The sequence below is a fragment of the Streptomyces sp. SCPE 10 genome (assembly GCF_051980735.1).
GTDB lineage: Bacteria > Actinomycetota > Actinomycetes > Streptomycetales > Streptomycetaceae > Streptomyces > Streptomyces misionensis.
Genome location: NZ_CP197069.1, coordinates 734,245 through 756,447, shown reverse-complemented (window position 1 = coordinate 756,447; position 22,203 = coordinate 734,245). Strand labels below are relative to the sequence as shown.

At 72.6% G+C, this 22,203-nt stretch carries 22 protein-coding genes; 9 read left to right on the top strand and 13 right to left on the bottom strand.

Going from position 1 to position 22,203, the window contains the following annotated elements:
- Positions 1-50: 50 nt before the first annotated feature.
- The 5 genes from glgB to ACSP97_RS03565 all read right to left on the bottom strand — a co-directional run bounded on the left by glgB (position 51) and on the right by ACSP97_RS03565 (position 7,770).
- Positions 51-2,255, bottom strand: coding sequence for a 1,4-alpha-glucan branching enzyme (glgB, locus tag ACSP97_RS03585; protein ID WP_440556291.1), 2,205 nt, complete (start codon positions 2,253-2,255; stop codon positions 51-53).
- Positions 2,256-2,259: 4 nt separating this feature from the next.
- Positions 2,260-3,624 (bottom strand): maltokinase N-terminal cap-like domain-containing protein, encoded by a 1,365-nt coding sequence (locus tag ACSP97_RS03580; RefSeq protein ID WP_355148692.1) that lies wholly within the window; start codon positions 3,622-3,624, stop codon positions 2,260-2,262.
- A gap of 31 nt (positions 3,625-3,655) precedes the next feature.
- Positions 3,656-5,374, bottom strand: a complete 1,719-nt coding sequence (treS, locus tag ACSP97_RS03575; RefSeq protein ID WP_440556290.1) for a maltose alpha-D-glucosyltransferase — start codon at positions 5,372-5,374, stop codon at positions 3,656-3,658.
- On the bottom strand, positions 5,371-7,362 hold the full coding sequence (locus tag ACSP97_RS03570) for an alpha-1,4-glucan--maltose-1-phosphate maltosyltransferase (RefSeq protein ID WP_440556289.1): 1,992 nt from the start codon (positions 7,360-7,362) through the stop codon (positions 5,371-5,373). The genes treS and ACSP97_RS03570 overlap by 4 nt, the downstream gene beginning before the upstream one ends.
- A 108-nt stretch (positions 7,363-7,470) precedes the next feature.
- On the bottom strand, positions 7,471-7,770 hold the full coding sequence (locus ACSP97_RS03565) for a DUF5133 domain-containing protein (RefSeq protein WP_355151176.1): 300 nt from the start codon (positions 7,768-7,770) through the stop codon (positions 7,471-7,473).
- A 303-nt stretch (positions 7,771-8,073) separates the two neighbouring features.
- Between ACSP97_RS03565 and ACSP97_RS03560 the strand changes: the two genes are divergently transcribed.
- Positions 8,074-8,586 carry a pep a2 gene (locus ACSP97_RS03560; protein ID WP_355151178.1) on the top strand — a complete coding sequence of 171 codons (513 nt, stop codon included), beginning with the start codon at positions 8,074-8,076 and terminating at the stop codon, positions 8,584-8,586.
- Positions 8,583-10,730 carry a glycogen debranching protein GlgX gene (glgX, locus tag ACSP97_RS03555; RefSeq protein ID WP_440556288.1) on the top strand — a complete coding sequence of 716 codons (2,148 nt, stop codon included), beginning with the start codon at positions 8,583-8,585 and terminating at the stop codon, positions 10,728-10,730. The genes ACSP97_RS03560 and glgX overlap by 4 nt, the downstream gene beginning before the upstream one ends.
- Positions 10,731-10,787: 57 nt before the next feature.
- On the opposite strand, the gene ACSP97_RS03550 is transcribed toward glgX, so the two are convergent.
- Complete coding sequence (locus ACSP97_RS03550; protein WP_355151182.1) at positions 10,788-11,618, bottom strand: VOC family protein; 831 nt, start codon at positions 11,616-11,618, stop codon at positions 10,788-10,790.
- 129 nt (positions 11,619-11,747) lie between these two features.
- Here ACSP97_RS03550 and ACSP97_RS03545 point away from each other — a divergent pair, with 129 nt between their 5' ends.
- On the top strand, positions 11,748-12,119 hold the full coding sequence (locus tag ACSP97_RS03545; RefSeq protein ID WP_355151184.1) for an ANTAR domain-containing protein: 372 nt from the start codon (positions 11,748-11,750) through the stop codon (positions 12,117-12,119).
- Here ACSP97_RS03545 and ACSP97_RS03540 read toward each other — a convergent pair.
- The gene (locus ACSP97_RS03540; protein WP_355328697.1) at positions 12,103-12,900 is read right to left on the bottom strand and encodes an RNA polymerase sigma factor SigF; all 798 of its coding nucleotides are present in this window, start codon (positions 12,898-12,900) and stop codon (positions 12,103-12,105) included. The genes ACSP97_RS03545 and ACSP97_RS03540 overlap by 17 nt on opposite strands.
- Positions 12,901-13,197: 297 nt before the next feature.
- Here ACSP97_RS03540 and ACSP97_RS03535 point away from each other — a divergent pair, with 297 nt between their 5' ends.
- The 4 genes from ACSP97_RS03535 (at position 13,198) to ACSP97_RS03520 (ending at position 16,176) form a co-directional block, all read left to right on the top strand.
- Complete coding sequence (locus ACSP97_RS03535) at positions 13,198-13,752, top strand: MarR family winged helix-turn-helix transcriptional regulator (RefSeq protein WP_382072053.1); 555 nt, start codon at positions 13,198-13,200, stop codon at positions 13,750-13,752.
- Positions 13,749-14,645 carry an ABC transporter ATP-binding protein gene (locus tag ACSP97_RS03530; protein WP_382014240.1) on the top strand — a complete coding sequence of 299 codons (897 nt, stop codon included), beginning with the start codon at positions 13,749-13,751 and terminating at the stop codon, positions 14,643-14,645. Before ACSP97_RS03535 ends, ACSP97_RS03530 begins: the two co-directional genes overlap by 4 nt.
- A complete protein-coding gene (locus tag ACSP97_RS03525) occupies positions 14,605-15,465 on the top strand; it encodes an ABC transporter permease (protein ID WP_355151192.1) in 861 nt (286 codons plus the stop codon). Before ACSP97_RS03530 ends, ACSP97_RS03525 begins: the two co-directional genes overlap by 41 nt.
- 183 nt (positions 15,466-15,648) lie before the next feature.
- Complete coding sequence (locus ACSP97_RS03520) at positions 15,649-16,176, top strand: hypothetical protein (protein WP_355151194.1); 528 nt, start codon at positions 15,649-15,651, stop codon at positions 16,174-16,176.
- 21 nt (positions 16,177-16,197) lie between these two features.
- On the opposite strand, the gene hemC is transcribed toward ACSP97_RS03520, so the two are convergent.
- From hemC to ACSP97_RS03500, 4 genes are all read right to left on the bottom strand, one after another.
- A complete protein-coding gene (gene hemC, locus ACSP97_RS03515) occupies positions 16,198-17,139 on the bottom strand; it encodes a hydroxymethylbilane synthase (RefSeq protein WP_355151196.1) in 942 nt (313 codons plus the stop codon).
- A gap of 18 nt (positions 17,140-17,157) precedes the next feature.
- A complete protein-coding gene (locus ACSP97_RS03510) occupies positions 17,158-18,114 on the bottom strand; it encodes an ATP-dependent DNA ligase (RefSeq protein ID WP_440558548.1) in 957 nt (318 codons plus the stop codon).
- A gap of 116 nt (positions 18,115-18,230) precedes the next feature.
- Positions 18,231-19,010: a helix-turn-helix domain-containing protein gene (locus ACSP97_RS03505; RefSeq protein ID WP_388290143.1), complete on the bottom strand. Its 780-nt coding sequence runs from the start codon at positions 19,008-19,010 to the stop codon at positions 18,231-18,233.
- Between the two features lie 191 nt (positions 19,011-19,201).
- Entirely contained in the window at positions 19,202-19,582 is a 381-nt protein-coding gene (locus tag ACSP97_RS03500; protein WP_355532930.1) for an SH3 domain-containing protein, read from the bottom strand.
- A gap of 261 nt (positions 19,583-19,843) precedes the next feature.
- Between ACSP97_RS03500 and ACSP97_RS03495 the strand changes: the two genes are divergently transcribed.
- Positions 19,844-20,365, top strand: coding sequence for a MarR family winged helix-turn-helix transcriptional regulator (locus tag ACSP97_RS03495; protein WP_355151202.1), 522 nt, complete (start codon positions 19,844-19,846; stop codon positions 20,363-20,365).
- 148 nt (positions 20,366-20,513) lie between these two features.
- Entirely contained in the window at positions 20,514-20,981 is a 468-nt protein-coding gene (locus tag ACSP97_RS03490) for a peroxiredoxin (protein ID WP_355532928.1), read from the top strand.
- A gap of 21 nt (positions 20,982-21,002) precedes the next feature.
- Here the strand turns inward: ACSP97_RS03490 and ACSP97_RS03485 are convergent, their stop codons facing one another.
- Positions 21,003-21,437, bottom strand: coding sequence for a cupin domain-containing protein (locus ACSP97_RS03485; protein WP_355532926.1), 435 nt, complete (start codon positions 21,435-21,437; stop codon positions 21,003-21,005).
- A gap of 113 nt (positions 21,438-21,550) precedes the next feature.
- Positions 21,551-22,156 carry a DNA polymerase ligase N-terminal domain-containing protein gene (locus ACSP97_RS03480; protein WP_440556287.1) on the bottom strand — a complete coding sequence of 202 codons (606 nt, stop codon included), beginning with the start codon at positions 22,154-22,156 and terminating at the stop codon, positions 21,551-21,553.
- Positions 22,157-22,203 lie beyond the last annotated feature (47 nt).

Sequence of the window (22,203 nt, the reverse complement as noted above, 5' to 3'; positions counted from 1 at the left end):
TTTCTGTACGACCCCGACTGCCCCGGTGACGGCCGCCGACACCTGCGCCCTCAGCGCATGGGCGCCAGGAACACCGTGGCCAGCGGCGGCAGCGTGAGGGCGAGCGAACCATCGGCCGGCTTCAGCGCCCCCGGCGGGCCGACGGCGACCCCGCCGCCCCCGTAGCGGGCGTCGTCCGTGTTCAGCTCCTTCTGCCAGGCCGGGACCTCCGGCGGGACCCACAGCCGGTAGTCGTGGCGGACCACGGGGGAGAAGTTCGACACCGCCAGCAGCGGGGAGCCGTCCGCGGCGAACCGCAGGAACGCGAAGACGTTGTCGTCCGCCGCGTCGCACTGCACCCAGCGGAAGCCTCCCGGGTCGGTGTCCCGCTGCCACAGCGCCGGCCGCGCCCGGTACAGCGCGTTCAGGTCCCGGACCAGCGCCTGCACGCCCCGGTGATCGCCCGCGGAGTGGTAGTCGTCGTCCAGCAGCCACCACTCGGGCCCCTGCGCCTCGGACCACTCGGCGCCCTGCGCGAACTCCTGCCCCATGAAGAGCAGCTGCTTGCCCGGGTGGGCCCACATGAAGCCCAGGTACGCGCGGTGGTTGGCACGCCGCTGCCACCAGTCGCCCGGCATCTTCGACACCAGTGCCTGCTTGCCGTGCACCACCTCGTCGTGGGAGATCGGCAGGACGTAGTTCTCGCTGTACGCGTACACCATCGAGAACGTCATCTCGTGATGGTGGTACTTGCGGTGCACGGGCTCCTTCTGGATGTACTGGAGCGAGTCGTGCATCCAGCCCATGTTCCACTTCAGCCCGAAGCCCAGCCCGCCGCTGTCGGTCGGCCGGGTCACCCCGTCCCAGGCGGTGGACTCCTCGGCGATGGTCACCACGCCCGGGCAGCGCCGGTACACCGTGGCGTTCATCTCCTGGAGGAACGCGACCGCGTCCAGGTCCTCCCGGCCGCCGAACACGTTGGGCTCCCACTGCCCGGAGTCCCGTGAGTAGTCCAGGTAGAGCATGGAGGCGACCGCGTCCACCCGCAGTCCGTCGACATGGAACTCCTCGCACCAGTAGACGGCGTTGGCGACGAGGAAGTTGCGCACCTCGGTGCGGCCGTAGTCGAACTCGTACGTCCCCCAGTCCGGGTGCTCGGCGCGCGAGGCGTTCCCGGGCTCGTACAGCGGATCGCCGTCGAACCGGGCCAGCGCCCAGTCGTCCTTGGGGAAGTGCGCCGGCACCCAGTCCACGATCACGCCGATGCCCGCCCGGTGCAGCGCGTCCACCAGGTACCGGAAGTCGTCCGGGGAGCCGAGCCGGGGCGTGGGGGCGTAGTACGAGGTGACCTGGTAGCCCCAGGAGCCGCTGAACGGATGCCCGGCGACCGGCATCAGCTCCACATGCGTGAAGCCCATCTCCTTGACGTAGGCGGGCAGTTCGTCCGCCAGCTGACGATACGTCAGACCAGGCCGCCAGGACGGCAGATGCACCTCGTACACGGAGAACGGCGCCTCGTGCACCGGGGTGTCGCCGCGGTGCGCCATCCACTCCGCGTCGCCCCACTCGTGGTGCGAGGCCGCCACCACCGACGCCGTGTCCGGCGGCACCTCGGTGCACCGCGCCATCGGGTCCGCCTTGAGGAACCGGTGGCCGTGGCGGGAGGTGATCTCGAACTTGTAGCGGTCGCCCTCGCCGATCCCGGGCAGGAACAGCTCCCACACCCCCGACGCGCCCAGCGAGCGCATCGGATACTGGGTGCCGTCCCAGTAGGTGAAGTCCCCGGCCACCCGCACCCCCTGGGCATTGGGCGCCCACACGGTGAACCGGGTGCCGGCCACGCCCTGGTGGACCATCGGCTCGGCGCCGAGCGCCCGCCACAGCTGCTCGTGCCGGCCCTCGCGGATCAGATGCAGGTCCAGCTCGCCCAGCGTGGGCAGGAAGCGGTACGGGTCGTGAACCTCCCGCTCGTCCTCGTCGTACGTCACCAGCAGCGTGTACGCCGGGATCCGCGGGTAGGGCAGCACGGCCGAGAACAGCCCGCCGCCCTCCGACACGAGCGGGTTGCGCATCCCGTCGACCAGGACGCTCACCGCCCGCGCGTGGGGGCGCAGCGCCCGGAACAGGGTGCCGCCCGGCACCGGATGGGCGCCCAGCAGGGCGTGCGGGTCGTGGTGCGCCCCGCCGAGCAGCCGGTCCCGGTCCGCCGGGTCCAGGACGGCCGTGGCCGCAACCGGACCCGCGGCCTCGGGACGCGAGGTGTCGCGCAGTGCCATGCCGTCAGCCTCCCCACACCGCGAGTCGTTTGATCGCGGCCATCGGTACCGGCAGCCAGTCCGGCCGGTGTCTCGCCTCGTACAGCACCTCGTACACCGCCCTGTCCGTCTCGTGCGCGCGCAGCAGCGCGTGCTTCTTGCGTGGATCCCAGCCCGCGCGGGCCGCGTAGCCCGCGCAGAACGCCTCCCGGCAGCGGCGCGCCCACTCGGGTCGCCAGGGGCGGCGCTGCCGGGCCGCGTAGTCGAAGGAGCGCAGCATCCCGGCCACGTCCCGCACCGGGGACTGCGGGGCCCGCCGCTCGGTCAGCGGCCGGGACGGCTCGCCCTCGAAGTCGATGACGAACCAGTCGCGGCCGGCCCGCAGCACCTGCCCGAGGTGCAGATCGCCGTGGATGCGCTGGGCGGGCGGCCCGGTGTCGCAGGTGGCCAGCGCCCCGAACGCGGCCCGCAGTCCGGGCACGAACGGCTTCAGCCCCGGCACCGCGTGGGCGGCCGCGTCCAGGCGCGCGCACATCTCCTCGGCGGTACGGCCGTTCTCGCCGGGGCCGGCCGGCGGGAACGCCTCGGCCAGCGCCAGGTGCACCTCGGCCATCGCCCGGCCCAGCGCCCGGGCCTCGGCGGCGAAGTCGTCGCCCGCCGCGAGCGCGGCCAGCGCCAGCGTCCAGCCGTCGGCGGCGTCCGGCAGGAACGGCTGGAGCACCCCCAGCGTGGCCGGGCGCGGCGCGGTGGTGGTGAACCAGGCCACCGGCGCGGGTACCCGGGTGCAGCCCTGCGCGGCCAGCGCCGCCGACACCTCCAGGTCCGGGTTGACGCCCGGCTGGATGCGGCGGAACAGCTTCAGGATGTACGCGTCGCCGTACACCAGCGAGGTGTTGGACTGCTCGGCGTCCAGCAGCCGCGGTGGCAGACCCCCGGGCACGGGGGCGGCGGGGTCCGCCTCGAAACGCAGCGGGCCCGCGGTGCCCGGCCGGCGCAGCCGCTCCAGGAGCAGGCTCGCCGAGCGCGGGTCGTACAGCGCGTCGTACACCGCGAGCCCGGCCAGCGGACCCGTCGTGGCGCGCCCGATGAACGCCCGCTCCAGGCGTGGCGCGAGCCGCTCGCGCAGCCCGAGCAGCAACTGGTAGCAGTCGCCGGGCGGGGCGGTGCCGCCGGGTGCGGGCACCGGTGCGTGCGAGGCGTGCACCAGCAGATGCAGGCACCCGGGGAACAGCTCGGTCACGCTCAGCACCGACAGCTCGGTCACGGGCCGGTCCTTGCCCGCGAACCAGCGCTGCCGTGGCAGCCATTGGCGCAGCAGTCCGCCGAGCGAGGCGAGGGGGCCGTCGACGCCGGCCGCGGTTCTCGGCCGGAGGGTGATGGTCTTCGGCATGGTGACGCGTCCTTTCCTCGGCGCCGCGCGCTCAGCGGCGGCGGCCGATGCGGGATGCGACTCGGGTGAGCCGGAACCAGTAGAAGCCGTGGCCCTGCAAGGTGAGCAGATAGGGCAGTTCACCGATGGCGGGGAAGCGCACCCCGCCGATCAGCTCGACCGGGTGCCGGCCGTCGTAGGCCCGCAGGTCCAGTTCGGTGGGCTGGGCGAAGCGGGAGAAGTTGTGCACGCACAGCACCAGGTCGTCCTCGTACTCGCGCAGGAAGGCGAGCACGGCGGGATTGCTCGACTGGAGTTCGGTGTACGTGCCGAGGCCGAAGGCGGGGTTCTGCTTGCGGATCTCGATCATGCGCCGGGTCCAGTGCAGCAGGGAGGACGGCGAGGACATGGCGGCTTCCACGTTGGTGACCTGGTAGCCGTAGACCGGGTCCATGATCGTGGGCAGGGACAGCCGGCCCGGATCGCACGTCGAGAAGCCGGCGTTGCGGTCGGGGGTCCACTGCATGGGGGTGCGTACGGCGTCGCGGTCGCCGAGCCAGATGTTGTCGCCCATGCCGATCTCGTCGCCGTAGTAGAGGATCGGCGAGCCGGGCAGGGACAGCAGCAGGGCGGTGAACAGCTCGATCTGGTTGCGGTCGTTGTCGAGCAGCGGGGCGAGCCGGCGCCGGATGCCGATGTTGGCGCGCATGCGGGGGTCCTTGGCGTACTCGGCCCACATGTAGTCGCGTTCCTCGTCGGTGACCATCTCCAGGGTCAGCTCGTCGTGGTTGCGCAGGAAGATGCCCCACTGGCAGCCCGACGGGATCTCCGGGGTCTTGGCGAGGATTTCCGAGACGGGGTGGCGGGACTCGCGCCGTACGGCCATGAAGATGCGCGGCATCACCGGGAAGTGGAAGGCCATGTGGCACTCGTCGCCGCCGCGCTCGTAGTCGCCGAAGTAGTCGACGACGTCCTCGGGCCACTGGTTGGCCTCCGCCAGCAGCACGGTGTCCGGGTACATCGCGTCGATCTCCCGCCGGACCCGCTTGAGGAAGGCGTGGGTCGCGGGCAGGTTCTCGCAGTTGGTGCCCTCCTCCGCGTAGAGGTAGGGGACCGCGTCCAGCCGGTAGCCGTCGATGCCCAGGTCCAGCCAGAAGCGCAGGGCGGCCAGGATCTCCTCCTGCACCGCCGGGTTCTCGTAGTTCAGGTCGGGCTGGTGGGAGAAGAAGCGGTGGAAGTAGTACTGGCCGCGCACGGGGTCGTACGTCCAGTTGGAGGCCTCGGTGTCGACGAAGATGATCCGCGCGTCCTCGTACCGCTTGTCGTCGTCGGCCCACACGTAGTAGTCCCCGTACGGCCCGTCGGGGTCCTTGCGGGACTCCTGGAACCAGGGGTGCTGGTCGCTGGTGTGGTTCATGACGAAGTCGATGATCACGCGCATGCCGCGCTGGTGGGCGGCGTCCACGAACTCCACGAAGTCGGCGAGGTCGCCGAACTCCGGCAGCACCGCGGTGTAGTCGGCGACATCGTAACCGCCGTCTCTGAGCGGTGACTTGAAGAACGGTGGCAGCCACAGGCAGTCCACGCCGAGCCACTGGAGGTAGTCGAGCTTGGCGGTCAGGCCCTTGAGGTCGCCGACGCCGTCGCCGTTGCTGTCGTGGAAGGAGCGGACCAGCACCTCGTAGAAGACGGCGCGCTTGAACCACTGCGGGTCGCGGTCCCGGGCAGGGGTGTCCTCGAAGGTGTCCGGTACGGGTTCGTTGACGGTCATGACGCTGCGGGCCCTCCGTTCTCGGGCGTCGATCGCCGGACGTGGAGCACGTGCGCGGGCACCCGACCGGGCGTCAGACGCACGTAGTTGGTGCTGCCCCAGTGGTACGTCTCGCCCGTCAGTTCATCGTGTACGGACAGGTCGGCGTGCCAGTCCAGGCCGAGTTGCGGCATGTCCAACGAGACCGTGGCCTCCTGGGCGTGATGCGGGTCGAGATTGACGACCACGAGGACCGTGTCCGTCCCCGTGCTCTTGCTGTAGGCGAGCACGGCGTCGTTGTCGGTCCGATGGAAGCGGAGATTCCGCAGGCGCTGCAGCGCGGGATGGCGGCGCCGGATGTGGTTGAGCTTGGTGATCAGCGGGGCGATGGTGCGGCCCTCGCGTGCGGCGGTGTCCCAGTCGCGTGGTGTGAGCTGGTATTTCTCGGAGTCGAGGTATTCCTCGCTGCCTTCGCGCAGGGGGGTGTTCTCGCACAGTTCGTAGCCGCTGTAGATGCCCCAGCTGGGGGAGAGGGTGGCGGCGAGGACGGCGCGGACCTCGAAGGCGGGGCGGCCGCCGTGCTGGAGGTAGGCGTGGAGGATGTCGGGGGTGTTGGGGAAGAGGTTGGGCCGCATGTAGGCGGCTGCTTCGCCCGTCAACTCGGTGAGATATGCGGTGAGTTCGTCTTTGGTGGTGCGCCAGGTGAAGTAGGTGTAGGACTGCTGGAAGCCGATCTGCGCCAGGGTGTGCATCATGGCGGGGCGGGTGAAGGCCTCGGCCAGGAAGATCACGTCGGGGTCTTGGTCGTTGATCTCGGCGATGACGCGTTCCCAGAAGACCACGGGTTTGGTGTGGGGGTTGTCGACGCGGAAGATCCGTACCCCGTGGTCCATCCAGTGCCGCAGCACCCGCACGGTCTCGGTGACGAGGCCGTCCATGTCCGTGTCGAAGGCGATCGGGTAGATGTCCTGGTACTTCTTGGGCGGGTTCTCGGCGTGGGCGATGGTGCCGTCGGGCCGGTGGTGGAACCACTCGGGGTGTTTGTGCACCCAGGGGTGGTCGGGGGAGCACTGGAGGGCGAAGTCCAGGGCGATCTCCAGGCCCAGTGCGCGGGCCCGGTCGACGAAGTGGTCGAAGTCCTCGATCGTGCCGAGCCGGGGGTGGACGGTGTCGTGTCCGCCTTCGGGGGAGCCGATGGCCCAGGGGACGCCGACGTCGTCGGGGGTGGCGGTGAGGCTGTTGTTGCGGCCCTTGCGGAAGGTGTGGCCGATCGGGTGGATCGGGGGCAGGTAGACGACGTCGAAGCCCATGTCGGCGATCGGCTTCAGCCGCCGTTCGGCGGTGCGGAAGGTGCCGTGGGGGTGTTCGGCGGTGCCCTCGCTGCGGGGGAAGAACTCGTACCAGGAGCCGTAGAGCGCGCGCTCGCGCTCGACCAGCAGCGGCATCGGGTCCGACGCGGTCACCAACTCCCGCAACGGATACCGCGCGAGCACCTCCTGGACCTGTGCGCAGAGCGCGGGCCGGAGGCGGTCGTGGACCGAGCGGGAGTCGTCGCCGAGGGCACGCGCGGCGGCGGCCACCAGGTCCCGCTCGGGGCCTTTGGGGACCCCGGCCGCGGCGCGCTCGTACAGCTCCGCGCCCTCCTCCAGGACCAGCCCCGTGTCGATCCCGGCCGGCATCTTCACCGAGGCGGTGTGCCGCCAGGTCGCCAGCGGATGGCTCCAGGCCTCCACCCGGAAGGTCCAGCGGCCCGTCACGTCCGGGGTGACCTCGGCGCCCCACACATCGCTGCCCGGCGACAGTTCGCGCATCGGGGTCCAAGGACCGCGCCGGCCCCTCGGATCACGCAGGACCACATTGGCGCCGACGGCGTCGTGCCCCTCCCGGAACACGGTGGCGGTGACCTGGAACGTCTCCCCGGTCACCGCCTTCGCCGGGCGCCTGCCGCACTCCACGGCCGGCCGGACGTCGCGTACCGGTACACGGCCGATGGCCGGGGTCCTGCGCATGTATCTCACCTCCGCCGTGCGCGGAGCCGGGCACCGGCCCGGCTCCGCGATCCGAGAGCGGGGCCGGCCCCAGCCGGTCCCCGGGGGAACGCCTTGTACGGTGCCAGCTCAGGAGCTCGGCGCCGTGGAACGCCGCTCCGATGTCGGCGTCCTTCGTGTCGAACGGCGCGCCTTCGGCCGTCCGTCCTGCTCGCGCAGGTAGGTGACCAGACTCGTGCGCAGATAGCGCTCCGCCGCGTCCGCGGCCTCGCGGGCGCAGCGTTTGCCCATCAGCACGCACAGGGTGTACCCCGAGTCCTCGAACGTGGCCCGGACCCTGCGGTCGTACGGCGAGGCGAGCATCACGCGCTCCCACGCCCGGTAACGCCGCAACTGCCGGGCCACTTCGGCCTTGGCGGGTAGCAGCATGGCCCTCTTCACCTTCCACGCTCTCGACTGGGCGCGTTCCCGACGGTCGGGTGGCGACCGCGCGTGGGTGGGCGCGGCACCGTTACGGCGATCGAGGCTTTCACTCATGGTGCACGGGCGGCGACGCAGCGTCTTGTTGGAGCTTCAATCAACTGGGGCGGTGGGCGTTCGTGTTGCACGAATGGCGTAGTGCCCTCACCGTGGAGGTGACTCAGAAGCGATCAACGCTCACGCTGTGTGTCCGGGATCCCTCCCGGACAGGGCGAGGGGAGCGAGAGCCGCGCCGGTGAGGAGCAAGCGACGATGAAGACCGCAGTGCCCTGCTACTACCACCTCGACGTGGAAGTCAGCCCGGAACGGGTGGGACAGGTCAGCCGCATCCTGGCCGCCCACCTCCGCTACTGGGACCTCGACAATCTCGTGGACCCCGTCTGCCGCGGCGCGGAACTGCTGCTGCACGCGATCGACCAGCACGCGACGGACAAGCACACCTCCATCGAGATGTGGTGGAACGGGCAGCACCTCATCACCGCCTTCGGTGACGACGACCCGGACCTGCGCCCGGACCAGGACCTGCGGTCCGCCCTCGCGGACATCGCCGCCATGAGCGACGGCTGGGGCTGCTGTGCCCCCGACACCGGCAGCAAGATCATCTGGTTCTCGCAGCGGGCCCGCGCCGGCGAGCGCGTCCCGCTGGTGCCGCTGCCGCCCGAGCCCTTCCTGAGCACCGGCCTGACCGAGCCGCGCCGGCACCGCGTGGCCGTCCTGGCCGCCCCCGTGCCCGCAGGCGAGACCACCTTGGAGGGCCGCCGGTGAGCCCCCGCACCACCCGGAAGGGGCTGCCCGTGTGGAGCGGGCAGCCCTACCCGTTGGGTGCCGCCTTCGACGGACAGGGCACCAACTTCGCGCTGTTCAGCGAGGTGGCCGAGCGGGTCGACCTGATCCTCGTGGACGACGACGGCCGGGAGACACCCGTACGGCTGCACGAGGTCGACGGCTTCGTCTGGCACGCCTATCTGCCCGGCGTCGGACCCGGCATGCGCTACGGCTACCGGGTGCACGGCCCCTGGCAGCCCGCGCTCGGCCACCGCTGCAACCCGGCGAAGCTGCTGCTCGACCCGTACGCCCGCGCCGTGGACGGCCAGATCGACAACCACGCCTCCCTGTACGAGCGTTCACCGGACGGCCCGGCCCCCGCCGACAGCGCCGGGCACTCCATGCTGGGCGTGGTCACCGACCCGTACTTCGACTGGGGCGACGACCGGCCGCCGCGCACGCCGTACGCGGACTCGGTGATCTACGAGGCCCATGTGCGCGGGCTGACCCGGGTGCACCCCGAGGTCCCCGCCCGGCTGCGCGGCACCTACGCCGGACTCGCCCACCCCGCCGTCATCGAGCACCTGACCTCGCTCGGGGTGACGGCGGTCGAGCTGATGCCGGTGCACCAGTTCGTCCAGGACGGGGTGCTCCAGGACCGCGGACTGTCCAACTACTGGGGCTACAACACCATCGGCTTCTTCGCCCCGCACAACGCGTACGCCGCCTTCGGCAGCCGGGGCCAGCAGGTCAACGAGTTCAAGGCGATGGTGAAGGCGCTGCACGCGGCCGGCCTGGAGGTCATCCTCGACGTGGTCTACAACCACACGGCCGAGGGCAACGAACGCGGTCCCACGCTGTCCTTCCGGGGCATCGACAACGCCTCCTACTACCGTCTGGTGGACGGCGACTGGGCGCACTACTACGACACCACGGGCACCGGCAACAGCCTGCTGATGCGGCACCCCTACGTGCTCCAGCTGATCATGGACTCGCTGCGGTACTGGGTCACCGAGATGCACGTCGACGGCTTCCGCTTCGACCTCGCGGCCACCCTGGCCCGGCAGTTCCACGAGGTGGACCGGCTGTCCGCGTTCTTCGACCTGATCCAGCAGGACCCGGTGATCAGCCGCGTCAAGCTGATCGCCGAACCCTGGGACGTGGGGGAGGGCGGCTACCAGGTGGGCAACTTCCCGCCGCTGTGGTCGGAGTGGAACGGCCGCTACCGGGACGCCGTACGGGACTTCTGGCGCGCCGAGCCCGGCTCGCTGGGCGAGTTCGCCTCCCGGCTGACCGGCTCCTCCGACCTGTACCAGCACAGCAGGCGCCGGCCCCGCGCGAGCGTCAACTTCGTCACCGCGCACGACGGGTTCACGCTGCGGGACCTGGTGTCGTACAACGAGAAGCACAACGAGGCCAACGGCGAGGACAACCGGGACGGGGAGAGCCACAACCGGTCCTGGAACTGCGGGGCGGAGGGCGACACCGACGATCCCGCCGTGCTCGAACTGCGGGGCCGCCAGCAGCGCAACCTCCTCGCCACGCTGCTGCTGTCGCAGGGCATCCCCATGCTGTGCCACGGCGACGAACTCGGGCGCAGCCAGCGGGGCAACAACAACGCCTACTGCCAGGACAACGAGATCTCCTGGATCGACTGGCAGCTCACCGACGAGCAGCGCGGCCTCGTCGACTTCACCCGGCACCTGATCGCGCTGCGCGCCGCGCACCCGGTGCTGCGCCGGCGCCGCTTCTTCCGGGGCGAGACCGCGACGAACGCCGCGCAGCCGCTGCCCGACCTGATGTGGCTGCGGCCCGACGCGCGCGAGATGACCGGGCGGGACTGGCAGCGCGCGGACGCGCACTCCGTCGGCGTCTTCCTCAACGGCGACGCGATCGCCGAACGGGACGCGTACGGACGGAGGCTGACCGACGACTCCTTCCTGCTGCTGCTCAACGGCTACTGGGAGCCGGTCGACTTCCGCCTGCCCGACCACACGTTCGCGGAACGCTGGACGACCCTCGTCGACACGGCCGACCCGGAGGGCGTCCCGGACGAACGGGAGCACAAGGCGGGGACGCGGCTGCGGGTGGAGGCCCGGAGCCTGGTGCTGCTGACCCGTCCGTCGCGCACGAAGGGGGCGTGACGCACCCGGGCCCGCCGAACCGGACCGGCCCGGCAGGTCCGGTCCGGCCGGGCCGGTTCAGTGCGGGCGCCGGGATGTCACCGTGAACTGGGCGCCGTCCGCGTCCCGCAGGATCGCCTCCGTCTCGTCCTCCCTGAGGACGCTCCCGCCGTGTTTCTCGGCGGCCCGCGCACAGCCCGGGACATCGGCGACGGCGAAGTGGATCTGCCAGTGCGGTCGCACGGTGGGGTCCGGGGCGGCTTCCACCGCGCCGGAGTCGATGCGCGCCACGACGTCGCCCTGGCTGAGCAGGACGACCTCGTCGCCGTCGTACTCGACCTCGCAGCACCCCGGCTTCCCGGAGGCCCAGTCGAGGATCTCGCCGTAGAAGATCGCGGAGTCGAAGGCGTCGCGGGTGTGCAGCCGGATGAAGGTGGGGGCCGCGCGCCGCCACGCCTCCCAGTTGGAGACCAGCTCGCCCTGCCAGATCCCGAAGGTCGCCCCGTCCCGGTCGGCGAGCAGCGCGGCCCGCCCCGGCGGGAAGGACAGCGGGCCCACGGCCGCGGTGCCGCCCCGCTCCCGCGCCCGGGCCGCGGCCACGTCGGCGTCCGGCACCGCGAAGTACGGCGTCCACGCCACCGCCATCTGCCACATCGCGGCGACGGCGGCGATCCCGGCCACCGGCACGCCGTCGGCCAGCGCGATCCGGAAGTGCTCGCCGAGCTTGGCCCCGCGCCAGCGCCAGCCGAGCACGGCCGAGTAGAAGTCCTGGGTGGCCTGGAGATCACGGCTGGTCAGGCTCACCCAGCACGGTGCGCCGAAGACGGACTGGGTGGAGACGACGTCCCTTCGGCGCGGCCCGTGCCCCGCGCCGTTCGTGCCGCCGCTGACAGGGGTGTCTTGGTTCATGGCAGTCGCGTCCTGCTTTCGTGGACCGGCCGGACACCGGTCTGGCTCCAGTGTCCAACCGGAAGCGGGTGGAACGCCTGTCGAGTACCCCCGCTGGCATGCGGGCAGGCAGCTGCGCAGGATGGAGAGATGGCAGACAGCGAGCGGGACAGGATCGCCGCGATGCGGGCCGAGATCGAGCAGCTGCGGCAGGCGGTGTCCTCGCACGCCGTCGTCGACCAGGCGATCGGGATGGTGGTGGCCCTCGGCCGGGTCACCCCGGAGCAGGGCTGGGAAGTGCTGCGGGAGGTCTCCCAGCACACCAACATCAAGCTGCGCAACGTCGCCGAGCTGGTCCTGATCTGGGGCCGTCTGGGCGAGATGCCACCCGAGATCGCCGCGGCGCTGGAGAACGCCCTGGACCGGCACGGTCCCACGCGGATACCCGGCGGCGGCCCGGACCCGGCACCCGTGCTCGGCCGCCGGGGCACCGCCCGGGCCCGCCTCAGCGGACCTCCGTGAGCAGTTCCTCGCGCAGCCGGTCGAAGCAGCCGCTGAGCAGCCGGGACACGTGCATCTGCGAGATGCCGAGCTGCTGGGCGATCCGGCTCTGAGTCATCCCGCGGAAGAACCGCAGGTAGAGAATGGTGCGCTCGCGCTCGGGCAGTGCCGCGAGGAACGGCTTGACGGCCGCCCGGTCCACGACCAGGTCGTATCCGGGGTCGGGGCCGCCCAGCGAGTCCCCGAGGGCGTAGCCGTCCGTGCCGGCCACCTCCGCGTCCAGCGACAGCGCGGAGAAGCACTCCAGCGCCTCCATCCCGGTGCGCACCTCGTCCTCGTCCAGCTCGGTGAACGCGGCGATCTCGGCCACGGTCGGCGCCCGGCCCGGGGCGGACTGGGACAGCTCCTTCACGGCGGAGCGGACCCGGTTGCGCAGGTCCTGGACCCGGCGCGGCACGTGCAGGGTCCACATGTGGTCCCGGAAGTGCCGCTTGATCTCACCGGTGATGGTGGGCACCGCATATGCCTCGAAGGCGCGCCCGCGCGCGGGGTCGTAGTGGTCGACGGCCTTGACCAGCCCCAGTGCGGCCACCTGGTAGAGGTCCTCCAGGGACTCCCCGCGGCCCCGGAACCGCACGGCGATCCGTTCGGCCATGGGCAGCCACAGCCGGACCAGTTCGTCCCGCAGCGCTCGACGCTCGGGGCCGTCGGACAGCTTCGCGAGCCGCTCGAAGGACTCGCCCGTGTCGGGCGCGTCGTCGTGCGGGTGGGGGCGGGGCTTGGTGCTGGCAGCGACACGCATGGCGCGCACCTCTCTCGGCCGGTGCTGGCTGGACAGACACCGTGGGAGGCGCGCTTGGTCATGAAAGGGACACTGGGGCGTCCGGCCGCGGCCGGCTCCCACGGAAGTGCCTCCTGTCCGAAGCACATAGGTGCCTTTTCCCGCAGCCGGACATCAACAAACAATTCGCCCTATATCAGGCAAATCGATTTCGTCGGCGCATCGGTTTGTCGTCTGTACGTCGTCTGCTCGTCGTCTTGACCTCCTCTTGGATCCGCCCGGAGGGTAATACCTCTGTAACAGAGGTAATCTTCAGACGTGGAAGACGAAGCGATACAGGGCCCCGGCGGCCACGCACCGCCCGGGACCTTCGAGACCGAGCTGACCGACGCGCTCGTCGGCATCCAGCGGCTGATCCGGCGCCGGCTGCGCGGCGGCCTGACCGGGCCCCGGCTGCGCGGCGCCGAGGTGGAACTGCTGCGGCTGGTGGAGTCCCGGCCGGGGATCGGCGTCTCGGAGGCGGCCAAGGAACTGCACCTGGCGAGCAACTCCGTCTCGACCCTGGTCAACCAGCTGGTACGGGACGCGTACCTGATCCGGGAGACCGACCCGGCGGACCGGCGGGCCGCGCGGCTGCGGCTGACCGAGGCCGCGGAGAAGCGCCTGGAGGACTGGCACCGCCGCCGCGCCGACCTGGTCGGGCGGCAGCTGACCCGGCTGGACGAGGCCGACCGGGACGCCCTGCAGGCGGCCCTGCCCGCCCTGCGCAGGCTGGCCGGTCGGCTGCGCGAGGACATCGAGGAGCCCACGAGCACGCCGGCCGGGGCGACGGCGGCCCCGCGGGCACCCTGGACGGAGGGCACGCCATCATGACGACCGACCCGGCGGACCCGCCCGCCACCCCGGCACCGACCGAGGCCACCCCGGCGGAGCCGGCCGGCGCCCCGGTGGAGGCCGTCAGCTGCACCGGCCTCACCCACACCTTCGGCGACACCAAGGCCGTCGACGGGCTCGACCTCGCCGTCCGCCAGGGCGAGGTGTTCGGGCTGCTCGGGCCGAACGGCGCGGGCAAGACCACCGCCATCCGCTGCATCACCACCCTGCTGCCAGTCCCCGCCGGCATGGTGCGCGTCTTCGGGCACGACGCCGCCAAGGAGCGCATGGGGGTGCGCCGCCTGCTCGGCTACGTCCCCCAGCAGCTGTCCGCCGACAGCGGGCTCACCGGGCGCGAGAACGTCGCCCTGTTCGCCCGCGTGTTCGACGTACCGCGCCGGGAGCGCGCCGCACGCGTCGACCAGGCCCTCGCCGCCGTCGACCTCGCCGACGCCGCCGACCGGCTCGCCGGCACCTACTCCGGCGGCATGGTCCGCCGCCTCGAACTCGCCCAGGCCCTGGTCAGCGCGCCCCGGCTGCTGATCCTCGACGAGCCGACCATCGGCCTCGACCCGATCGCCCGCACCGGCGTGTGGGAGCACATCAACGCGGTGCGCGAGGCGACCGGCATGACCGTCCTCGTCACCACCCACTACATGGACGAGGCCGACCAGTACTGCGACCGGGTCGGGCTGATGCACCGCGGCCGCGTCCGCGCCCTCGGCACCCCGGTCGAACTGCGCCGCGGCCTCGCCGAACGCCAGGGCACCGAGACCCTGCCCACGCTGGAGGACGTCTTCCGGGACATCGCCGGCAGCGGCCTCGACGACAACACCGGAGGAGGTTTCCGCGATGTCCGAAGCACCCGCCGCACCGCGCGCCGCGTCGGCTGACCGCACCGCCGCGAAGGACGCCGCGCTGCTGCTCACGCCCCCGGTGCCGCGCGCCGGCTGGCGGCTGCTGCCCGCCCGGGTCCTCGCCATGTGCGCGGTGGAGCTCCAGAAGCTGCGCCACGACCGCACCGAGCTGTACACCCGCGCGGTCCAGCCCGCCCTGTGGCTGCTGATCTTCGGCCAGACCTTCACCCGGATCCGGGCGATACCCACCGGCGGCATCCCGTACATCGACTACATGGCGCCCGGCATCATCGCCCAGTCCGCCATGTTCATCGCTATCTTCTACGGCATCCAGATCATCTGGGAACGGGACGCGGGCATCCTCAACAAGCTCCTCGTCACCCCGACCCCGCGCTCGGCGCTGATCACCGGCAAGGCGTTCGCGGCCGGCGTGAAGTCGCTGGTGCAGGCGATCGTCGTGATCGTCATCGCCGCCCTGCTCGGCGTCGCCCTGACCTGGAACCCGCTGAGGCTGCTCGGCGTCGCGGTGGCCGTGGTGCTGGCCTCGGTGTTCTTCTCCTGCCTCTCGATGACCATCGCGGGCATCGTGCTCAGCCGCGACCGGCTGATGGGCTTCGGGCAGGCGATCACCATGCCGCTGTTCTTCGGCTCCAACGCCCTGTACCCGGTCTCGGTGATGCCGGGCTGGCTGCAGGCCGTCAGCAAGGTCAACCCGCTGAGCTATCAAGTGGACGCGCTGCGCGGGCTGCTGCTCGGCACGCCCGCGCACCTCGGCGCCGACTTCGGGGTGCTGGTGATCGCCGCGGCGCTCGGCATCACGGCGGCCTCCTCACTGCTCGGCCGGCTGGCTCGGTGAGCTCGCTCCGAACGTGATGTGCGGCACGCGCCGGGACCGCGCCCGAAGCCGCCCCGAGGGATTTCTCCTGGGCAGCGCTTGATCGACGATCAAAGGGGGCGAACCCCCTGGGCCCGGCGCATTCCGCTCGTTTGACAGTGCGCTGAGCCCACAGATAGACACTCCGGGGTCGAGAGGGGCAGTGTGTACGAGCCGAACGTGGTCGGTGACTGGCAGGAGTACGAGGAGCACGCCGGTCTGCGGGTCCGCGTCCACCGCCTGGAGGCGGGCGAACCGCCGCGCGGACGCGACGACGCCGCGGCCGGGCTGACGTACTTCAGTGTCCGGGTGACGGTCGAGAACCGCGGCGTGCGGCACTTCGGGGTCCACCTGGAGGACGGGCAGGTCGACATCCGCGTCGGCCCGGACGGCGAGGGCGCGTTCATCGACTGGCGCAACTCGCAGTTCATCGAGGGCTTCGACGTCTATCCGCTGCGCCGGGCCACCGCCGTGCTCTACGCCGCCGCCCCCGAGGCCGCCCTCACCCAGGTGGACGTGCAGGTGCAGCTCCGGGTGGACGAGGAGTGGACCGACCGCAGGCTGTGGGCCGGCGGCAGCGGACTGGCGGAACCGGCCGCGACGGCCGCCCCCGCGGGCTGCGGGCCGGCCGCCGACCTGGCGCACCAGGTGAGCGCCTTCCTGAAGGAGCAGACGGAACCGGGCGCCGCGTAACCGGCGCCCGTCGCCCGCCGCTCAGTGCGCGATGCCGTCGATGATCTCCCGCGCGCCCTGCCGCAGCAGCGCCACCGCGACCGAGGTGCCGAGCGTCGCCGGGTCGAGCCGGCCCGCCCACTCGTGGGCGTTCAGCCGGGTCTTGCCGTCGGGGGTGAACACACAGGCCCGCAGGGAGAGTTCACCGCTGCGGTCGACCCGCGCGTACCCGGCGATCGGGCTGTTGCAGTGCCCCTGGAGCACATGCAGGAACATCCGCTCGGCCGTCGCCTCCCGGTGGGTGTCCGGGTCGCCGAGCCCGCTGACGGCGTCGATCAGCGCCGTGTCGTCCTCCCGGCACTGAAGGGCGAGGATGCCCGCGCCGATCGGCGGCATCATCGTCTCCGTGGACAGCACCTCGGTGATCACGTCCGCCCGGCCGATCCGCTCCAGACCGGACACCGCGAGCAGCAGCGCGTCGGCCTCGCCCTCGGCCAGCTTCCGCAGCCGGCGGTTGGCGTTGCCGCGGAACGGCACGCACTCCAGATGGGGGTGGGTGGCGGCCAGCTGGGCGATCCGGCGCACCGCGGAGGTGCCGATCCGGGTGCCGGCCGGCAACTCGTCCAGGGTCAGTCCGCCCGGGTGCACCAGCGCGTCGCGGATGTCGTCCCGCTTCAGGAACGCGGCGAACACCGTCCCGGCGGGCAGCGGCCGGTCCGCGGGCACGTCCTTCACGCAGTGCACCGCGAGATCCGCCTCACCGGCCAGCAGGGCCGCGTCCACCTCCTTGGTGAACGCCCCCTTGCCCTCGACCTGGGACAGATCGCCGAGCCACTTGTCCCCGGTGGTCTTCACGGGGACGACCTCGGTGCGCACCCCCGGGTGCAGGGCGGCCAACTCGGCGCGTACCCGCTCCACTTGGGCCAGCGCCATGGGCGAGTCACGGGAGACGATTCGGATCAGTTCGGGAACCGGCATGCGCACACGATAGACCCATGGCCCTCACCCGGCGTCCGCGGGCAGGTCCGCGGCCGACTCCTCGGGGGTGAGGTCGGGGCGCAGCCGCAGCCAGGACGGCTGGCGCAGCATCCCCGAGCGGGTACGGGTGCTGTAGGAGACCTCGCCCACCAGGCGGGGCAGCACCCAGCGGGCCTGGGGGACGCGGGGCACCGGTGCGAACGGGCACCGCTCGCTCGCCGCGTCCCGCAGCAGCTCCGCCAGCGCGGACCGTTCCGCCCCGCTCCAGCCGGTGCCCACCCCGCCGACGTAGCGCAGCCGGCCCGCCGTGTCCCGCTGGCCCACCAGCACGGCGCCCGGCAGCCCGGACAGCCGCCCCTTGCCGGGCAGCCAGCCGCCCACGATCACGTCCTCCGCCCGCATGTTGCGGATCTTGATCCAGGCGCGGGAGCGCACCCCGGGTTCGTACACGGAATCGAGCCGCTTGCACACCAGGCCCTCCAGGCCGTGCTCCCGGGTGGCCGCGAGCGCCTCGGCGCCGTGCCCGGTCAGCGCGCCCGGCGTCGACCAGTGCGGCCCGGCGAGGCCCAGCTCCATCAGCCGGGCCCGGCGCCGCGCGTACGGCTGCCGCAGCAGCGGCTCGACCAGATAGGGGACGTCGAACAGCACCAGGTGCACCGGCACCCGAGCGGCCCGGCGGGCGGCCCGGGCGGGCGCGTGGGCCAGCCCCATCCGGCTCTGCAGGAGCTGGAAGTCGGCCCGGCCGCGCGCGTCCAGGGCCAGCACCTCGCCGTCGAGGATCGCGGGCGTCCCGCCGAGCGCGCCGCCCAGCGGCCGCAGCTCCGGGTACGCCCCGGTGATCTCCTCGCCCGAGCGGGCGCGCAGCACCACACGGCCGTCCCCGGGCAGGTAGACCATCACCCGCTGCCCGTCCTGCTTGGTCTCGTAGGCCCACCGCGCGTCCTGCGTGGCGGGCGGCAGCGAGCCGGGGGTGGCGAGCATGGGCGCGATGAGCGGCAGGGCTACGGCGGTCACGGCAGAAGATGTCGACCGTTCCCGCCCCCCTCACGCGCCTTCGGCCGCCGGTTCCCCTGAACGGGCCGCGCGGGCCGCCGGGCTCAGTCCCGGTCGCCCGGCGGCCCGTCCGCCTCCAGGCCCGTGCACACCACCTCCCCGTCCACCTCCGCGCAGGCCGCCACACCCCGGGGTGAAGTCACCGGCAGCATCGGGCTGTTGACCCCCGCCGTGTCGTCCGCCGGATAGCTCGCGGTGAGGACGTTCTCGCCCGCCCGTACCGACACCTCCCGGGCGTGACGGATGCGCATCCGCACCTCCGACCAGGCGGTGCCGCAGGACGGCGAGTAGCGCAGCCGTACCGCATAGGCCGGGTCGGTGACCTCGCTGCGGGTCTGGGCGTCCCGGGCGCAGAAGGAGGCGTCGGGCAACACTCCCTGGCAGGAGGCGCCGTGGCAGCGCGGCACCGAGGTCAGGGGCCTGGCCGCGGGCGCGGACCCCGGGCGCCCGGACAGGGCCACGGTGGCGGCCACCGCCGTGGCCGCGCCGAACAGCGCGAGCGCGGACACCGGGAGCCACAGCGGCAGCCAGGAGAGCCGCCTGCCGCGGGGCGCCTCGGCGGGCGGGTCCGGGGGAGCGGGTGCGCCGGCCGCCTCCCACAGCGCCAGTATGCTCGCGGGATCGGCGTCGGCCAGTCGGCACAGGGCCTCCACCGCGGGCCTGGGCGGGCGCTTGCCGCCCGAAAGATAGCGGTGCCAGGCGGACTTGCTGTAGGGGGTGCGCGCGGCCAGCGCCGCCAGGCTCAGCCCCGTACGGTCCTTCAGCTCGCGCAGTCTCACCACCAGCGACTCGTCCGGCGCGGTCGATCCTTGGGGGTGCCGCATCGTGCGTTCCTCGACTCCCATTCCTGTATGGGCGTTTCGCCCCTGTTGCCGGAATGGCTTCCCTGCCGTGCGGCGGCTGCAACACCGGACGAGGTATGGGCGAGGTCAAGCACCCCCGTGCCGAAGGCCTGTTCGGGACGCGGTTCCCGGACAGGCCCTCGGCGGTCAGTGGTCGATGCGGCGTTCGGGCATCAGCACCAGGGGATGTACCGGCCGGTGCGCACGTAGTGGGCGGAGACGTAGCCCCGGTGGTTCGGGAGCCGGTACCACAGGCGGTTGCCGTGCACCCGGGAGCCCTCGGACTTGCAGCTCACGGAGATGAGCCGGCGGGCGTCCCGGTGGCCGACGACCCGGTAGCGGGTGCCCGGTCCGGAGCGGACGTTGAGCCGGGCGCGCTGGGTGGCGACCCGGCCGGTGAGGTAGTGGTGCGTGCGGGCGGGGTGCGGGGCGGCGACCGCGGCCACCGGGTGCGCGGCCACCGTGCTCGCCGCGGCGGCACCGGCCGTCACGGGCAGCAGGGCGAGCACCGCGGCCGCGGCCGGCAGGACGCTCTTGAGGGCCCGTCGGATCATGGAAACCTCCGGCTTTCGTTCTCGTGACCACGAGCAGCGATCACGCCGCCCAGCCTTGCCGTGACGAACCGTCACCATGCCGGTCCGGCGTCCCCTGGGACGGCCTGGGACGTCCCGGCACACGGGCGCGAGGCCCTCGGAGCGCCCCGCCTGCCGGGGTGCGCGAGGTCCGGCGGACGTGCCGGGCGGGAGAGGGGCGTGCCGTCCGGCGTACCGGGACGAAAAGGTCGAGCCGGGCAAGATCCGCGTACACTCGGAGGCATGCCCGCGCCCCCGCCGTCCGGCCCGCCCGCGGCCTCCCCGGAGGTCGCCGAGATCGAGCGCGCCCTCACCCGCATCACCTACCTCGGCACGCGCACCCGGCACCACGAACGGATGCGCGCGCTGACCGGCGTCTCGCTGGACCGGGCCGCCGTGGCGCTGCTGCGGCAGATCGCCGACTGCGAACCGCTGCGGCCGGGGGAGGTCGCCCACCGGCTCGGCGTGGAGGCGTCGCACGTGACACGGACGGTGCAGCAGCTCCAGCGGGCCGGATACGTCACCCGGATCCCCGATCCCCAGGACCGGCGTGCCCAGCGCATCCGGCTCACCGACGCCGGCCGGCGGGCCGTCGGCCGGATCCGGGAGGCCGGGGCCCACGAGATGCAGCTCGCCCTCGCCGGCTGGCGGCCCGAGGAGCTGCGGGAGCTGGCCACGCTCTTCCACCGCATGGTCGACGACTTCCTGGCGTACTCCGCGCAGGTCGGCGCGGGGCCGGAGGCCGCCGGGGAGGGCGCGGGCTGAGCGGCCCCGGCGCGGCCGGTCGCGCGAACGGCCGCGCCGGGGCCGTACCGTCCCGTAATATCCGGCGGCAGGCCATCCGAGGAGGAACCGTGCCCCGCTGTGCACACCCGCCCCTGCCGTCCGCCGCCGCACCCGCGAGGGCGCGGTCATGAGCGGGCGGATCGAAGTGGGGGACCGGGTCGAGGACTTCGCCCTGCCCGACGAGACCGGCACCGTCCGCAGGCTCGCCGACCTGCTGGCCGACGGCCCCGTGGTGCTCTTCTTCTACCCCGCCGCCCTCACCCCGGGCTGCACCGCCGAGGCCTGCCACTTCCGCGACCTCGCCGCCGAGTTCGCGGCGCTCGGCGCCAAGCCCGTCGGCGTCAGCGGCGACGAGGTCGGCAAACAGCGGGAGTTCGCCGGGCGCCACACCCTCGGCATGCCGCTGCTGTCCGACACCGACGGCGCCGTCCGCGAACGGTTCGGGGTCCGGCGCGGCTTCACCCTCGCCCCCACCAAGCGCGTCACCTTCGTCATCGCCCCGGACCGCACCGTCGTCGAGATCGTCCGCAGCGAGCTGCGCATGAACACCCACGCCGACAAGGCCCTCGCGGCCCTGCGCGCCCACCGGGGCTGACGGGCCACCCGACCGTCCGCCCTACTGGAAGGCGCAGCCCGGGTTCGGGGCGTCCTCGGAGAACGGCGAGCCGTGCGGCAGCACGTACCACACGTCGAGCACGACCGGCGTGTCACCGAGGTTGCGGCCTATGTGCACATGCCCGGGCCCGGCGGGCTCCTTGACCGGCGAGCCCGTCCGGTACACGCCGTCCGAGGAGCAGGAGGAGTCGAAGTGGCTCAGCGTGCCCTGCCTGACCACGCCGTACAGCGGGCCGTCGTGGTAGTGCCAGCCGGTGCTCTGGCCCGGCGGGATGGTGATCTCGCGCAGGGTGTAGTCGGTGCCGTCGACGGTCCGCTCGGTGATCGTGCGGGCCGTCACCCCGGGACCCGGCGGGGTCGCCCCGGCCGTGCCGCAGGTCAGTACGGTGGCGGCGGTCACGGCGCCGATCAGGGCGCCGCGCAGTGCTGTGCGCATACGGATGCCTCCCGGGAAGCGAGGGATATCGGCGCGAACATAGGCGCAAGGCGATGAGGTTGTGGCCGGAACCGATCAATCCCCTTCAGGATGTACTGCGTTGACACCACTCGTCACCCCTCGCCGCCGTCCGCCGCGACCTGCGCGAGGGTGCGTCCGGTGCGCACCGAGCGGGCCCGCCGGGGGTCGGGGGTGCCGTGCCCCGCGCCCGCCGGCCCCTTGCGCACCAGCAGCCAGGCGTCCTCCCCGTCCCTGCCCCGGAAGCGGGTCAGGGCGTACTCGCCGCGCAGCTTGGCGCCGTGCAGCCGGAACGTGGCGTGTCCGCGCTCCAGCGACTCGGCGAAGTCCACCGGCCGCCCCCGTCGGTCGTGGCTCAACGGCTCGTACGTCCCGCGGTCCCACACGATCACCGTGCCCCCGCCGTACTCGCCCTTCGGGATCACGCCCTCGAAGTCCTCGTACGCCGGCGGATGGTCCTCGGTGGGCACGGCGAGCCGCTTGTCCCCGGGGTCGGCGGACGGCCCCCTCGGCACCGACCAGGACTTCAGGACGTCGCCGACCTGGAGCCGGAAGTCGAAGTGCATCCGGCGCGCGTCGTGGATCTGCACCACGAACCGCGGCCGGCCGCCGCCCTCGGACGCCTGCCCGCCCGAGGGCTCCCGGGTACGCTCGAAGTCTCGCTTGCCGCGGTACGTCCGCAGCCGGTCCTCCGCTGCCACGTGCGGCTCCTTCCGTGTGTCCGCCTCACGGGCCCCGGGTACCCCCT